Annotated in this window: 22 protein-coding genes; 1 reads left to right on the top strand and 21 read right to left on the bottom strand. The window is 59.1% G+C overall.

What is annotated here, in order from left to right; translation table 11 throughout:
* Nucleotides 1-60 precede the first annotated feature (60 nt).
* The 11 genes from ACTG2G_RS03045 to ACTG2G_RS02995 all read right to left on the bottom strand — a co-directional run bounded on the left by ACTG2G_RS03045 (nucleotide 61) and on the right by ACTG2G_RS02995 (nucleotide 6,578).
* Nucleotides 61-657 carry an HK97 family phage prohead protease gene (locus tag ACTG2G_RS03045; protein ID WP_270659384.1) on the bottom strand — a complete coding sequence of 199 codons (597 nt, stop codon included), beginning with the start codon at nucleotides 655-657 and terminating at the stop codon, nucleotides 61-63.
* The gene (locus tag ACTG2G_RS03040) at nucleotides 647-1,891 is read right to left on the bottom strand and encodes a phage portal protein (RefSeq protein ID WP_270659383.1); all 1,245 of its coding nucleotides are present in this window, start codon (nucleotides 1,889-1,891) and stop codon (nucleotides 647-649) included. The genes ACTG2G_RS03045 and ACTG2G_RS03040 overlap by 11 nt, the downstream gene beginning before the upstream one ends.
* On the bottom strand, nucleotides 1,866-2,075 hold the full coding sequence (locus ACTG2G_RS03035) for a hypothetical protein (protein WP_270659381.1): 210 nt from the start codon (nucleotides 2,073-2,075) through the stop codon (nucleotides 1,866-1,868). Before ACTG2G_RS03035 ends, ACTG2G_RS03040 begins: the two co-directional genes overlap by 26 nt.
* Complete coding sequence (locus ACTG2G_RS03030; protein WP_439985174.1) at nucleotides 2,047-3,792, bottom strand: terminase large subunit; 1,746 nt, start codon at nucleotides 3,790-3,792, stop codon at nucleotides 2,047-2,049. The genes ACTG2G_RS03035 and ACTG2G_RS03030 overlap by 29 nt, the downstream gene beginning before the upstream one ends.
* On the bottom strand, nucleotides 3,792-4,229 hold the full coding sequence (locus tag ACTG2G_RS03025) for a phage terminase small subunit P27 family (protein WP_439985173.1): 438 nt from the start codon (nucleotides 4,227-4,229) through the stop codon (nucleotides 3,792-3,794). The genes ACTG2G_RS03030 and ACTG2G_RS03025 overlap by 1 nt, the downstream gene beginning before the upstream one ends.
* Before the next feature lie 283 nt (nucleotides 4,230-4,512).
* A complete protein-coding gene (locus ACTG2G_RS03020) occupies nucleotides 4,513-4,857 on the bottom strand; it encodes an HNH endonuclease (protein WP_439985185.1) in 345 nt (114 codons plus the stop codon).
* 92 nt (nucleotides 4,858-4,949) lie between these two features.
* Entirely contained in the window at nucleotides 4,950-5,162 is a 213-nt protein-coding gene (locus ACTG2G_RS03015; protein WP_439985172.1) for a hypothetical protein, read from the bottom strand.
* A gap of 259 nt (nucleotides 5,163-5,421) precedes the next feature.
* Nucleotides 5,422-5,643, bottom strand: coding sequence for a hypothetical protein (locus ACTG2G_RS03010; RefSeq protein WP_439985171.1), 222 nt, complete (start codon nucleotides 5,641-5,643; stop codon nucleotides 5,422-5,424).
* Nucleotides 5,594-5,866, bottom strand: a complete 273-nt coding sequence (locus ACTG2G_RS03005; protein ID WP_439985170.1) for a hypothetical protein — start codon at nucleotides 5,864-5,866, stop codon at nucleotides 5,594-5,596. Before ACTG2G_RS03005 ends, ACTG2G_RS03010 begins: the two co-directional genes overlap by 50 nt.
* Complete coding sequence (locus tag ACTG2G_RS03000) at nucleotides 5,866-6,342, bottom strand: TIGR02594 family protein (RefSeq protein ID WP_439985169.1); 477 nt, start codon at nucleotides 6,340-6,342, stop codon at nucleotides 5,866-5,868. The genes ACTG2G_RS03005 and ACTG2G_RS03000 overlap by 1 nt, the downstream gene beginning before the upstream one ends.
* The gene (locus ACTG2G_RS02995; RefSeq protein ID WP_439985168.1) at nucleotides 6,342-6,578 is read right to left on the bottom strand and encodes a hypothetical protein; all 237 of its coding nucleotides are present in this window, start codon (nucleotides 6,576-6,578) and stop codon (nucleotides 6,342-6,344) included. Before ACTG2G_RS02995 ends, ACTG2G_RS03000 begins: the two co-directional genes overlap by 1 nt.
* A 372-nt stretch (nucleotides 6,579-6,950) precedes the next feature.
* On the opposite strand from ACTG2G_RS02995, the gene ACTG2G_RS02990 reads away from it, so the two are divergent.
* Entirely contained in the window at nucleotides 6,951-7,799 is an 849-nt protein-coding gene (locus tag ACTG2G_RS02990) for a helix-turn-helix transcriptional regulator (protein WP_439985167.1), read from the top strand.
* A 115-nt stretch (nucleotides 7,800-7,914) separates the two neighbouring features.
* Here the strand turns inward: ACTG2G_RS02990 and ACTG2G_RS02985 are convergent, their stop codons facing one another.
* From ACTG2G_RS02985 to ACTG2G_RS02940, 10 genes are all read right to left on the bottom strand, one after another.
* Nucleotides 7,915-8,370, bottom strand: coding sequence for a hypothetical protein (locus tag ACTG2G_RS02985; RefSeq protein ID WP_265763291.1), 456 nt, complete (start codon nucleotides 8,368-8,370; stop codon nucleotides 7,915-7,917).
* Nucleotides 8,371-8,384: 14 nt separating this feature from the next.
* Complete coding sequence (locus ACTG2G_RS02980; protein ID WP_439985166.1) at nucleotides 8,385-8,657, bottom strand: hypothetical protein; 273 nt, start codon at nucleotides 8,655-8,657, stop codon at nucleotides 8,385-8,387.
* A 260-nt stretch (nucleotides 8,658-8,917) separates the two neighbouring features.
* Nucleotides 8,918-9,448, bottom strand: a complete 531-nt coding sequence (locus ACTG2G_RS02975) for a hypothetical protein (RefSeq protein WP_416035269.1) — start codon at nucleotides 9,446-9,448, stop codon at nucleotides 8,918-8,920.
* Between the two features lie 68 nt (nucleotides 9,449-9,516).
* Nucleotides 9,517-9,735 (bottom strand): hypothetical protein, encoded by a 219-nt coding sequence (locus ACTG2G_RS02970; RefSeq protein ID WP_270792911.1) that lies wholly within the window; start codon nucleotides 9,733-9,735, stop codon nucleotides 9,517-9,519.
* On the bottom strand, nucleotides 9,735-10,397 hold the full coding sequence (locus ACTG2G_RS02965; RefSeq protein WP_416035268.1) for a site-specific integrase: 663 nt from the start codon (nucleotides 10,395-10,397) through the stop codon (nucleotides 9,735-9,737). Before ACTG2G_RS02965 ends, ACTG2G_RS02970 begins: the two co-directional genes overlap by 1 nt.
* A 93-nt stretch (nucleotides 10,398-10,490) precedes the next feature.
* Complete coding sequence (locus ACTG2G_RS02960; protein ID WP_439985165.1) at nucleotides 10,491-10,736, bottom strand: hypothetical protein; 246 nt, start codon at nucleotides 10,734-10,736, stop codon at nucleotides 10,491-10,493.
* A gap of 8 nt (nucleotides 10,737-10,744) precedes the next feature.
* Nucleotides 10,745-10,975: a hypothetical protein gene (locus ACTG2G_RS02955; protein ID WP_129505086.1), complete on the bottom strand. Its 231-nt coding sequence runs from the start codon at nucleotides 10,973-10,975 to the stop codon at nucleotides 10,745-10,747.
* 14 nt (nucleotides 10,976-10,989) lie between these two features.
* Nucleotides 10,990-11,526, bottom strand: coding sequence for a DNA methyltransferase (locus ACTG2G_RS02950; RefSeq protein WP_439985164.1), 537 nt, complete (start codon nucleotides 11,524-11,526; stop codon nucleotides 10,990-10,992).
* Between the two features lie 12 nt (nucleotides 11,527-11,538).
* Complete coding sequence (locus ACTG2G_RS02945; protein ID WP_439985163.1) at nucleotides 11,539-12,405, bottom strand: hypothetical protein; 867 nt, start codon at nucleotides 12,403-12,405, stop codon at nucleotides 11,539-11,541.
* A gap of 109 nt (nucleotides 12,406-12,514) precedes the next feature.
* Complete coding sequence (locus ACTG2G_RS02940) at nucleotides 12,515-13,480, bottom strand: tyrosine-type recombinase/integrase (protein WP_439985162.1); 966 nt, start codon at nucleotides 13,478-13,480, stop codon at nucleotides 12,515-12,517.
* Nucleotides 13,481-13,857 lie beyond the last annotated feature (377 nt).

Genomic DNA, 13,857 nt, shown 5'->3' with positions numbered 1-13,857 from the left:
GCATATGCTCCGTTATGGCAATAAAAAACCCGCCGAAGCGGGTCAGGTTTCACAGCACCATCAGGCGCCAATCAGTTGTAAATGTCGTTCGCGCCGCTCGCGGGCCTCATCTTCCTGGGCGCGGCACTCTTTATTCTTGAACTCCTGCATGGAGCGGGAGGCGGCCGTTGCGTCAGGGTAGGCAGGGAAGGCCACCGGCCCCACATCGTAGAGGCGGGCGAACTTGGTGATCTCCCGCGTCAGTAACCCATCGTCATCGTAAAACCAGCGCTCGCCATCGTGGGCCACCTTGAACTGGAATGAGCTGGAGTCGATGTCGCCGCGCCGCATCGGGGCCAACACCAGATCTTGCACCGTCTGGGTCGAGGGGGCGTCAATCTCGTAGCCAAGTCCCTCATCATCGATCGCTAACCGCATGGTGTTGCTTTTGGTGCGACCCAGTACAAAATTCGGGTCGTGGTTGAACAGCCCGCGCACATCGTCCTGCATCACCCCATCGAAGGCGCCAGGCTTGATGATTTCACGAAAGCCGCCGAGGTTTTCACTCAAGCGATTAAACACCGCAGCATGGCCGACAATCTTCGTGCCTTGCCCGTCAGCGCCAGGCTCGGCCCGCACTTCGCAGCGAAAGAAGCGGCGTTCGCTATCATTCGGCATTGGTCACCTCATCTTGTGAATTGTTGTTCTGCTGGTTGGCAGCGTTGACCGAGATCAGGAACTCATCGAGCCCATCAACCTGGTTCAGATCCTCCAGCACCCTGACCTCGTTGCGACTCATCCAGCCATCGGTGATGGCGTAGTGGTAGAACTCGGCCCGCTCCTTGGCGGTACCGCGCAGCAGACCCGCCAGGTTGAACTTGACGTAGTAACCGGCGCGCAGCTCGGCCTCGGTGAACACCTTGCGGTTGATCTCCTGCTCCCAGCGCACCACCCAGGGCATCACGCTATGGCGGACAAAGTGGATCGCCTGCTCGCTGATGTTGGAGAAGGTGGCCTTGTCCAGGTCGTTGATCATGTGACTCGGCACGTTGTAGATCCCCGCGATCTCGCTGCGGTTCATCTTCTGCGTTTCGAGAAACTGCGCCTCTTCCGGCGGGATGGTGATCGCCTTGTAATCCAGATCACCGGTCAGCAAGGCGGTGCGCCCGCTGCCCTTGCCGATCCCCCCTTCACGCCATGAGCTTTTCAGGTTGGCGCGATGTTGCTTGCCTTGGTCTGCCGCCATGTTCGGCGTCTTGTCGATCAGGATGCCGGATGGGCGACCGCCGCCGCCAAAGAACTGGCTCCCATATTTCTTGGTAGCCAGCCCCAGGCCAATGGTCTCGGCGTGATAGCGGATAGGGCTGGCGCCCCACAGCTTGTCGGCGCCAAAGCCCTTGATATGCACCGCGTCATAGATGGGCAGGGCAAACCAGCGATGCTCCTGATCATCGTATGCCGGGTAGTACCAACCGGACTGGCCACGCTGCGGCTTGCCGATATGCGCAGGGTCAAACAATGCCAGCTCGGTCAGCTGGCCCGTTCGGCGATCCCGGATCAGCCGCGTCACGGCGTTACCATGGGCCAGCGCCACTTGCTGCGACTGCTCCCGCCAGTCATAGCTGCTCTGGAACATATTGGGGGAGGCCGACAGCAGGTAATGGGCGGGATGGTCGGTGCCAGGCACCACGTCATCACCACTCTTTTTCAGCACATGGAGCGGCATCTGGGCCATGCTGCTGGCCAGCCGGTGAATACAGGAGTAGACCGCCGCCAGCCGCATGGAGCTGGCAGGTGTCACCGATACCCCGCTCTCCGTGGTGGCCCCCAGGCCAAACCATTCAGCGAGACCAGGATCGGATGAGCTGATGGTTTCACTGCGGGCCTCAGCCCCGAACAGCAGACTGAACATCACGGCCCCCTTGTTGCTTGAGCTTTACCAGTATCAAGACGATCAGCAAAACCAGACCGACCAGCAGCCCGCCCGCCAACAACATGGCAGGGCCAAGCCCCCACATCAGGTAGGTGCCGCCGCTCATCAGCAGGACGCCGAGCAGCAGGGCCGCATCAATCAAGTACCGCGTCCGTTGGGTCATAATCATCATCCAGGTAGGGGCTGCTGTAAGCGCCCTTGTTGAGCATGGCGCGGCCGATTGCCATGATGGCAGCCATCGCACCGTCTATCTTGTTGTCTTTGCCCTCCTTGCGAGGGAACACGTTTTCGTTGGCATCCTCGCGGGCGGTGACGTTGCCGACCATCCAGTTCATCACCGGGTTGTCGTCATGGTGCAGGCGGCCAGCCGCCAGCGCGGACTCCATCTCCTTCATCGGTGGCGACAGGTGCGCCGTGGTTTGCGGGATCGCCACCGGCAACCAGCCAGCGTTCGCCAGCTGTTGGGCCAGCTGGGCACTGTTCCAGGGGTCGTGCGGGATCTCGCGGGGCGAGTAGGTGCTGGCCAGGGCCGCCACCTCTTCGCCTATCTCGCCGAAATCAATCTCGGCCCCATCGGTTGGGGTCAGTGCCATGCCGCCAGAGTTGGGCCAGACCGTGGAGATCCACTGCTGGTACTTGTCCAGGTTGCGGTTGTCCGGGTCGTTGGTGGTGTCCTCCGGCAGCCAGTGGCGGGTGAACAGGTAGTAATGGAGCAGGCCATCCGACTCGTAGCGAGAGAAGCAGATCGCCAGTGAGCAGATGTCCAGCTTGCTGGCCAGGTCGAGCGCAAACCAGCAAGGGCAACCGATGAAGTCCTCAATCTTCAAGCTCGCATCGGCAGCACTGCGCCAATGGTCGTAGTTGAAGAAGGTGGAGCTGGCGGTTGTCCATTTGTTGAGGTGCTTGATCAGGTACTTGGTGAGGTGCCGCGCATTGCGCTTGGCCCTCATCAGCTGGGCAAGCAGGTAATCCTCAAACACCGACACCCCGTAATTGGGGTTTGCCTTGCGCAAGCTGGCCGGGTCAAAGATGTCGTCGTCATCGTCAATGGTGTAGATCAGGGCGAACAGCTCTTCGTCAGGCTCGGCACCACTGAGCATTCTGACGCACTCATCCCAGAACTGTTTGCATGGGCCAGCCGGGTTAACCCCTGCCGTGCTGATCACCAGCATCATGGGCTGCTCTCGCGCCCCCTGGCCGGTCTCCATGGTGTCATACAGTTCTGGGCTGTCGTGTTCGTGGTACTCATCGACTATCGCCAGGTGCGGGCTTGAGCCATCGCCCGGATTGCCGATCACCGGCTCAAACACCGAGCCATCCTGCCGCAGCATCTTCTTGGCGCAGACCTGAATGCCAAACGTGCGGCGCAGGTTGGGCAGCTGGGCCGCGATCTGCATCGCTGGTTTGAACACTTCCCACGCCTGTTTTTCCGTGGTGGCCCCGCAGTACACCTCCGCGCCGGGTTCATCGTCCGCCGCAAACATGTAGATGCCATTGCCCGCCGCCACGATGGACTTGCCATTCTTGCGCGGCACAAACAGGGCGGCCCGCCGGAACCGGCGCAGCCCATCCTTCTTGCGAATCCAGCCGTACACACACGCATGAAAGAACAGCTGCCAGGGCTCCAGCGTTATCCGGCGCTTGTCCAGCGGCAGGCGCCGCCATTTGCCCTTGGTGTGCGGCAGCAGTTGCAGGAACTTGCAGGCCCGTTCTGCCTTGGCGGCATCGAACCGGTAGGGGTAGTCCTTGTCTTTGGACTTCTCCAGATCATCCAGGTGGCGCTGACATGCCTGCTGAACATACTTGCAGGCGATGACCCGACCCGACACCACGTCGCGGGCGTACTTGTTCGCGGCGTTGACGTTCGGGTTCTTGGCCATCAGAAATCCTCGAACTCATTTCCGCCATCAGGGCCAGACCCGCCACCGCCACCCATCAGGCGGCGATAGCTGGTCGGGTCAAGGCCAAGCAGCGAGCCGATCCTGACCATCGAAGAGATCGCGTCCTGACGGACAGCAACGGCGGGATGTTTCTTGATGCCCTCAGAGGTGGCGGATGTGATGCCGTCATCCAGCACCATCTTCTCGGCCGTGAGATACAGACCGAACGAGTTGCAGTACGCCAGCACCAGCGGCAGATGATCTTCGGTAAGCTGCTGACGACCGATCAAGGTTTTGACCGTGCTGCGCCAAAGCAGGCGAGCCTCGTCATAGTGCAACTCCGGCGGGACGGGTGGCGCCCGCTTGATAACTTGATTGGATGGCGCGGCGGGGAGGTCACCGCCTCCCTTGCGGCCACCCCCGGCGGCTCTTGCCATGTTCAACACTCCAATCATTAAACCGTGACAGCGATGACGAATGTCACGCCAGTCACACCAAAAGGATCCCCATTTCAGGAAATTTTTCTTATTTCTCGCTCGCGTAAATGTTCTTGGGCGGCGGTACTAAGGGGCTTGAGGCGGTAGGGATTTGACCACCCCCGCCCCGCCTGACCCGCGCCGCGACTGGATCTCGGTGGCCTTTTTGGATCTCTTGAGGATCTCGCCGAAAGGGTGCCTGGGGAGGGCTGTTTTCTTGGTTGGTGTTCAGTTTCACGCCAGTTCACCGGCGGTTCAGCCGCTCGTTCGCGGTCTTAACCTTGTGGTGAGCGGTACAAATGGACGCCAAGTTGCTCGGGTCATCCGTGCCGCCGTGCGCCTTTGGCACCACATGGTCAACAATGTTCGCGGGGGTGTATATCCCCTCGCCCAAGCAGGTAAGGCAAAGGTATCCATCACGCTGCAAGATAGTTTCCCGCAGCTTCTCCCATGCCGAACCATACCCGCGCTGATGCCTGGACAACCCAGCCTGATATCGCTCCCACCCAGAAACGCGGTGAGCCTCGCACAAGCCGGACTTGTCATTGGTCAGAGCACTGCAACCGCCAGGATGGCGGCATGGCCTCATCCGTCTTGGCGGCATGGTCACTCCACAATAAGGGCCGCCCGCTGCTGCTATGGGCATCGCTGCAAGGCGCTAGCATTGGGCGGCAAGGTAAATCAATGTCTGCGCATGTTGCCAGTATCAAGCAACGAGGCGGGGGCAACGTCAAAGCGCTGCACCACGCCGACATGAACCTCTGGGCCAAGCCTGCGGATAGCAGCCTTCAACGCAGCATGGCTCGCATCCAGTGTTCGCGTGGCTCTTCGCAGCTTGAGCAGCGCATAAACGTTAAGGCAAAACGAAAGCAACAGGATGGCACCGGTTAACATGGCATTACTCCTTTCACAAAGGCATGGACTTCACCAGGTTGGTTCCCCTCCCTCGCTGTCCGTTGAGGTTAAGAAGCCCATGACTTTGTGTTGGTGAGGCGCTGGCATCACGGTCGAGCCCAAATGGTCAATCGTATCTGATGCTGCTTGGTCGCCGGTCAGTCAGCGCCTCGGTACTCATTGCTTGATGCACTCACGCACATCGATGATCCAATTGGTCAGCTCGGCCTGCGAATCAGGTGGAAGATGCGCCCACCCATCAGGACTGACCATCCACACCAGCCTCGGTGGCGTGGTGTAGCAGCTGGCGTTCGGCGCTGGTGCCGTGGACGTACACCCCAGCAGCAGGGCCGAAGAGGCCAGCAAAGGCAGCAGCGGGAGCCGCTTTCGCCTGCTCCCGCCTATCGTCTTGCTCGGCATAGTACGCAGCCTCACGGGAGGCGTTGAGCTGCTCGGCTACCAGCAGGGCGAGCCGGGTCAATCCGCTTATCAGTGCCGGTTCCATTCTTCGCGCTTCCCCAGTTCGCTGCGAGCACGTCCAGAACAACCAGCACCGGACGGGGCAACTTATCCCACCATGCTTGCGGGATGGCGGCTCGCAACTGCGCCCACACCACCAGGCAAACCCCCACCACCGCCACCCAGGCGGCAGCCTTCTCGCCGAACACCTGCAGCAGCAGGTTGGCCAGATTCAAATCACCCATCAGGATTCCCCTTTAGTCATTTCACTAACACCAGTGGCGAGCTTGACCGAGGGGACATCAAACCCAGCAGGCCAGCGCAGCGCAGTCACCCGCGAACGAGGGAAGGCGCGCACATTGACCTCATCAGACTGATTGCCACCGAGAACGAGCAGATTGCCCGCCTTGTCCTGCCCAACCACAAATCCAACATGGCCGCCGCCGTCACGGCTAAACACCACCACGCACCCGGCAACCGGCTCGGCCAGCTTTTGCCCCCAAGAGGCATAAGAGCGAGCCCCCTCAAAGCGAGTTGACTCAATGCCCGCCCGCTCAAGGCAAGCGCCAACAAATGCGGCACACCAAGGCACCTCATCTGACTTGATTCCGCCGCGCTTGATATCACGCCACATCTGCAAAATTTCGGGGTTGTGCTGAGCTCCAGGCACCTCTTTGACACCCTTGAGTGACTCAGCAAAAACCATCCACGGAAGTTTCATCACTCCTCCTCTTTGCGCTGTTTGCGCTTGTCCAGGTAAACGAAGATGTCGAAGAACAGGCGGCCGGTAATGACCAGCAAGCCACCGATACCGACCACATCATTGACGGCCAGCTCGGGGATAGGAATGTCGGGGAGTTTGTCGGCAGCAGATGCCGCCTGAGACCAGAGGCTGACAAGCGTTCCACCGCCGTAGGCGATGCACTGGCCTGTGTGGCGATGGAGCGATTCGAGCATAAGGCACCATAAAAAAAGGGCTCATCGGTGAGGATGAGCCCAAAAGCATGGGATAAACGTACAGAGACAGGGTGGAGCACTTGCAACCTTCACCACCATAGCCAGAAAGGTACACCGGCATTCCGGTTCAATCAACACAAAAACAGATAATTTATCTTGCTGTGTGATAACTGTGACACCGATCACCGTGACACCTTGAACAAAAAAGTGAATTGTCACGCTTAAAACGGGGTTTGCCTTCTCTTGTCTGGTGAAGGCAGAAAAATGGCTCTATCCTGCGCCAGCGTTGGCCTGACATGGATTGTCAAGAAACAACGCATCTTGGCACTGTCTAGGTGTCGCGCCTCGTTTTTTACCTGCTTGGAGCACACGATGGAAAAGAGCCTGTTTGAGCAGATAACAGCTCTCGACAGCATCACAGACCCCGATGAACTGACCGCCGCCATCGAGCGGCTGATCACCTCCATCGGGTTTGACTATTACCGGCTGGCCATCATCATCCCCGTCAGCCATCAGCGGCCCATCATCCGAATTCTCAATTCATGCCCGAACGAGTGGATCGAGCACTACAACCACCACGGCATGATTGCCAGAGATCCAGTTGTGGCAGCAGCACGAAGCCAGCTCAAACCAATTCGTTGGGACGAACTGCAAGGCACCGATGAGCAGATGGATGTAATGGTCGAGGCGGCCAAATGCGGATTGCGCTGCGGAGTGTCGCATCCACTGCACGGCCCAAGAGGCGAACAGGGCGTGATGAGCTTTATCACAGAGAGGTATCGGCCAGGGTTCTATCTGGAAGTGGCGCCGACACTGGCGATGGTTATTCCGTTCGTGCTCGATGCAGTATTGAGGTCATGCAGGCCAAGCGGATCACGGCCACCAACCATCGTCGAGGCCGATTGCCTGTTCTGGGTCAGCGAGGGCAAGACCAGCGCCGAGATCAGCATCATCATGGGCATACCAGAGCGCACTATCACCCATCACCTAAACTCGGCCACTCGCAAGCTGGGCGCGGCAAATCGCTATAACGCGGTGGCGCGGGCTATGGCGGGTGGCGAGCTGGCGATCACACTAGACCGGACGAAGGTGATCGACCATATCAATCACCAAGATCCAGCAGTCGCTGGGCCGCCTCCTGCACCAGTGGAGTATAAAGGGGAGGGAGAGCAGGAAGCAGATCAAGCAGACGCTCGGCCAACTCGGCATTCGTCAGATTAACGGGATGGTCATGGGGGAAACCGAGATCAGAGGATTGGATCGGGCACATGGCGATACTCCATCATTGGCCATGTTGTGATGATAGTCTGGTATCAAAAAGCCCGCAGGTGCGGGCTTAACAACGCTGGGCGGGCCACTTCGGCAATGTCGAGAATCGAGCGTATTTTAGGTCGGCTGACTCACGATTAAATGCAATCCAGCCTCTATTTTCCTCTGTCGTCCAGGCTTGCAGAACGGGCTCCAGCACTTCCCACGGCTGCGGTTGTATAACCCCGTTTTCATGAGGCGCAACGTGTGAAAGAAGCTCGGCAGAATACAGATTGCCGACTCTAAAAATCCATGGCCAGCGGCCACCTACAACCGCCTGCGGAGCCTGACGCTCATCGCCGTCATCCCACCACGTCTCACCAACGCAGACGCACTCCTCAAAAGCCTCATCACCATCTTCATCATGATCGTTGAAGAACGCCTCTTGCTTGACTGGCGAGCCATCCTTAAACAGCGTGACAGACCATCCAACAAGACCGCCGGGTTGGCTGCTATGTGCTGACTCAATCTTGTATGTACGCATGTCCTTTTCCTCGATCAGTTGGTGAGGTGCTGTTCGCACTCGCGCACCAGGGCGGCGAGCTGGTCATCAGACCAATCCGGCTTGCTGCGGATCAACAGCAGTTGGAAAAACATCCCCTGCGCCTCTTCGTCCAGCTTCGTAGAGAAGGCAAACAGGCTAGGGGCCGGTGCTGCTGGCAGGTAGTAGGAGACAACAGCCTGAGCCAACCAGCGGGCAGATTCGCCCCCTTCCTCAAGGCGCTGGCGGATCTGCTCGGTGGTGAATAGCTGGTGATTTTCGTTACTCATGAGTCCGTTTTTCCTCCATCAACCCAAAGCTACTCATTGATACAAATTGGAGAGCCACACTTAGGGCAAAAAACAAAGTCCGAATCCGCATCTTCATCATCCGAACGTCGAGGGACGGGAATTACTCCCAAAAAATCACATTCGTCACATACACAGATTTTGCTACGGCCCTCGGGCGTGTCCATTACTGCGTCCAAGCTATTCGGTGTAATTTTCATATTTTTCCTCGATAAAGAGGCCGGATAACCGGCCCGCAGTAATTAGTGGCGAGAGACGTGGTGCCCTTCAATCTCAAGTTTGCAGAGAGTCGTGAGGCATTCCGCTACATCGCGGCGAATATCGCCTGATGCGCTTTCGCCGTTCGGTTTTTGCCATGAATGATAAACTTCGCTCCATGGCGCAGTGCGCGACTCATTGAGGCCGTCTTCGTACTGACGATAAATCACTGGGGCCATCCCGTTATCTGGATTGCGCAGGTTCACCGCCACGTAAACAATGGGGCGTCCCTCAAGTTGAGCCTCCCGTTCAATCAGATCGTTCAGTGCGCGGGACAGCAGCCGAGCTGCTTCCTTTGTTGTGTGGCGGTTGTCGTCACAAATAGCCCTGGCCTTGCAGACCGTTTGCAAGAACTGCAAATCACCCTCGTCAAGGTTGGAGCAATCCACGCCATACCCACGGAAAGCATCGAGCACCTTCTCGGCAGAATTGAAATCATCGCCAACCTTGAATCCATCGATCATCCAGTAAACCAAACCATCCTTGCTTTTCAGTAACTCGATGCGCTTGCTCATTATTCCTCTCCTTGTCGGGGTTCATCCCCGTCTCGATGAATTAACTATAATATCGTGCGCACGATACATCAAGGGGTTTCGGATGGGTTTTCTGATATTTTTTTGAGCAGCTCTAACCCTCTGAAAATGGCTGCTTTTTTGGATCCGTGAATGGCCGCCAGTTCATCCAGCAAATCAGCCTCTTCCTGTGTCAGATAGCCACCAGGGAGGCGGGCCATGCCTGCCCTTTTTGCCTCATATCGCCCATCGGCGGCCTGCTGAGCTGCGCCGCGCTTACCCTTAGTCATCACACAATCCTCTTGATCAGGTCACCCAGGCGCACCGGGTCGGTGTCGCATAGGGTCTTAATGGCCTTGATGCTGGTCATCCCCAGGATCTCGCCGATATGGCGCTCGTCTATCCCCTTGCGCTTGAGCTTCACCGCCAGCGTTCGACGGGCAGATTGAGCCGTAGCCCCCTCAATGCCAGCCTGAGCGAACAAGCGAGCAATCAGGGCCGTCAGCTGGTCAGCCCGATAGCTCACCCGACCATCCCGCTCGATGCGCGTCAGCTTGAGCGGCTGACCGGTGCGACCAGAGACAAACAGACCGCTCTGCGGGTCGAGCCCACGATAGGCTGTCAGCCTGCCAGTGATGCCATGCCCACGCTTGAGCCGGTCGGCCAGGTGTTCATCAATGGCGGCGATCAGCTTCTTGTTGACCCAGCACAATGGGCGAGCCCGCCCGTTAAATGCGATCTCCGGCCTGACCACCGTCTCGGCAAGCGGCTCACCACCAGGGGAGAGATAATCACTAACCCGTAGCTGCGCCAGCTCGGCTGGCTTCATACCCGTACCGAAGCAGCAGAGCAACAAGGCCGCATCCCTGCTCCCGTTCTCTGGGCTCGATGCCTTGGCCACTGCAACGGCATGGGCCAGCTGCGGATCTTCAACAACAATAGCCTTTGGCATTAACTGTATAATCTCGATTATCGGCACTAAACAGAGAGACTACAGCAAAAGAGAGGGGCCATAAAGGCCCCTTGTTCAATTCTGGTCAGTGGTTCACGGAAAGTTGCGGGGGTGTGGGTAGAAGCAGGGGATGCCTGACTTGTCCCACGCTCCCCAGGGGCCGGTGATCACCCCGTAGCGGCCCGCCTGCAGGCCGTACTCGAAGTGGAACACCTGGCCACAACGGCAGCAGGGCCAGGCCAATATGCCGCACTCATCCCGGCGCCCCATCTGCGCCCCGACAAACACATGGCGGCATGGTCTGGCGCGGCGCAGGGTGGCAATGAGGCGGCGGATCATGGTTCCCCTTACAGAATACGGCCGCCCAGCACATAGCAGAGCGTGGTGGCGGTACTGTTGATGGTGTCCTGGTCATTGTTGGCCAGGGCGTAGTACAGGCGCTCGATAAGGTCAGAAGGTGTTGAGTCAACGGGCGAGCTTTTCTCGCCCTGGACTACATACCCCCGAGATTCAAGCTCCTCAATGAGGTCGCACGAATCGAACTCATCAAGGTCAATGTCAACGGTTACTGATGCCATCGTGATTTCCTCTATCAAGCGGCGCGGGTGAGCAGGTGGCTGATGCCGTTCGGCACATTGAAGCGGCCGCCGCGATCCCAGACCATCCAGGCGTATTCGCAAGAGTCGGTGCCGCCCTTGGCAAAGCGTGGGCGCGGAATGATGACCGGCGTCTTGTTCGGAAAGCCAATCCGGGCAAAGAACGGCACCCGCTTGATGGAGCCCAGGAAGTTGACCCGCTGCAGGTAAATCAGGGTGCCATCCGGTTTCAGCTCGGCCAGGCTCTTTTCCAAAAACTCCTCGGTCAGGCTGAACGGCGGGTTGGTGATGATCACATCGAACTTACGGCCGAAATCGTGGGCCAGGTAATCGCGGCCCATCGAGATCTCCGCCCAGTCCTTTTGTGATTCAGGTAACGGCACCCGGTCATAGATACGGCTCTCATCACCGCGGCACGGCTCCAGGAAGGTATCACCGGGGCGCCAGCCCATCTTTGCCAGCATGGCGTTGATCACATCGACTGGGGTCGGGTAGTTATCGCGCTCGATTTTGTCGCCAGTGGTTGAACTCATCTCACACCCCCATCACGCCGCTTGCTGGCTTGAGTAGCCGTTGTAATCGACCGGCTCCATATCCGCCGGATGCACCACCCCACCCTGCAGGCTGTTGACCTTGAACAGCCAGTTATGGGCGAACTCCTGGGTGGCCGCACTCGGTTTCAGGCCGCCTTTTGGTGACTGGGCCAGCACGGTGCCATCCTGCTCGTTGTAGTAGAACAGCGCGGCACGGCCGGACTGGTGCATATAGAGCAGCGAGCGACCCTCGAAGGTGCTGCCATCATCGCGCTGCAGCTTGGTTTTTTGCGGCCAGATGATCAGGTGATGCTCACCGTTGTGATAAAGGCCGCTGCCGGTGTCGTGGGCAAGCTGGCGCTGCAGCTCGTCTATCTTGGTGTGAGCCTCGATCGTCTGGCGCTGAGTGGCCGTGAGGTCGTGGCGGTACTGCCCGTTTTCACGCTCCAGCTGGCCGATGCGCGCATCCTTATCAGCATTGCCACTCTTAAGCCGCTTGTTTTGCTCCTTGAGCTTGTCGATGCCGTTCACGCCACCATAGGAGGCGATCACCTTCTGCAACTGTGCCAGCTGCTCCTGCAGGCGGGCTTTCTCTGTCTGCAGGGCGATGGAGTCCTTGCCTATCTTTTCAGCCTTACGAGCCGCCTCGCGGCAACTCTCGTTCTCCTGCTCAAGGTCGGCTATGCGTGACTGCGCATCGAGCAATTGGGTGTGCTTAGCAGCCAACTGAATATCCAGCTCGTCCCGCTCCTGGGATACCTCATCCAGCTGGCCGGTGAGGTCGTTAAAACTCGGGACAAAGGCGGCCAGCAGCTCATGGGGCTGGGCCAGTTTCAGGGCTTCTTCAATGGTTCCGACGGTGCGATTAGTCGTGTTCATTTGCGTACTCTCTCGTTATTGCCTGACCCCGCATGACCGGGGCACTGATTAGGTGACATACCTAACCACAACCATAATATATAGCTTTTATATGAAAAGCATACATTATCTATATAAATATTTGCTGTTTGCCCTGCTCTGCCAGCCAGTCGTGATAGAGCGACAGCGCCTCACGCATCTGGTCGCGCATGGATGAGTTGATATAGATGCCCGCCAGCTTGCCCATGGCGTGATTGATCAGCACCTCGCCGACCAGGTGGTCGGTGCCCTGGTCGGTAAAGCGGGTGCGGGCCAGCTTGCGCAGGTCATGGGCACACCAGCGGCCACCCGAGACGGCCGCCACGGCGCGGGTCGCATCGCGGGCACCGATGGGGCCGGGGCGAGTGTCAGCGGGGAACAGGTAGACCCCGCGATATCCGGCGGCCTGCTGGCTGGCGCGATAGCGCAGCAGCAGCTCCAGGGCCATTGGCGTTAGCGGCAGCACATGCTCGCGGCGGCTCTTGGTGTGGGCTGGCGGAATGTACCAGCAACCACCCGGCACCAGATCGAACTCGCGCCACTCGGCCAGCCTGGTCTCGCCGATGCGGGTGCCATGCAGCAAGGCCAGCAGGCAGAGCATGGTGGAAGCAGTGAGCGGGCCTGACAGCTCGGCCAGCACCGACTGGGCCTGTGATGGGCGCAGGCGGCCCGGGCGCTGCACCGGCTTGTGGGTGACCAGATCACCAAAGGCGAGACCGGCCAGCGGGTCGTGATGCAACAGCGCCACCTTGCGCGCCTGCTTGGCTGCTTGCTTCAACACCCCCCATCCGGCGCGAACGGTATCGATCACGTAGTGCTGCTGATACTGCTGCACCACCCGATCGAGATCGTTGCTCTTCGATGAGTGCAGGGACAACTCGCCGAACAGCGGCAACAGCTGGCGCTTGATCTGGGATGCCACGGCGGTGCAGCAGGACTTTGACAGGGTGCGGGATTTTGCCACCCGATCACCATGCCAGCGCAGCAGGTCGGCAAAGGTGATCAGCTCGCTCATGGCCACGGCAGCGGCGGGATCGGCGATCAGCGATGAGATCATGCGGGGCAGGTCTGCGACCACGGTCGCGGCAGGCACGGACGGCCAGGGGCGATTTTGCGCCAGCGGGCCTCGCCCCTGATATGCAGCACCAGATGTACGGAGCCGCGCTGGCGGCACTTGGCCCAGCGAAACCGGATGGGGTGGCGCGGGTCGCGCAGCTCGTGGATCTCAGATCGGCAGAGTGCCGCCGGATGGCGGCATCTGTGATGGATGCGGTCAGGATCAGATACGCCCCCGGATGATATCGGCCGGCGGCGCCCGCCTCGCGCAGACGGCGGAAGGTGAATGACACCGCGCTGGCCAGCTTGGTCATCAGGCCGCCGGTGGTCGCTGCCGAACGCGCAACGTCCCGCATGTTGGCGACACCTATCGAGCCA

This window comes from Aeromonas sp. 55A (genome assembly GCF_051919665.1).
Taxonomy (GTDB): domain Bacteria; phylum Pseudomonadota; class Gammaproteobacteria; order Enterobacterales; family Aeromonadaceae; genus Aeromonas; species Aeromonas veronii.
The sequence above is the reverse complement of the archived record's forward strand: the minus strand, read 5'-3'. Positions and strand labels throughout refer to the sequence as shown.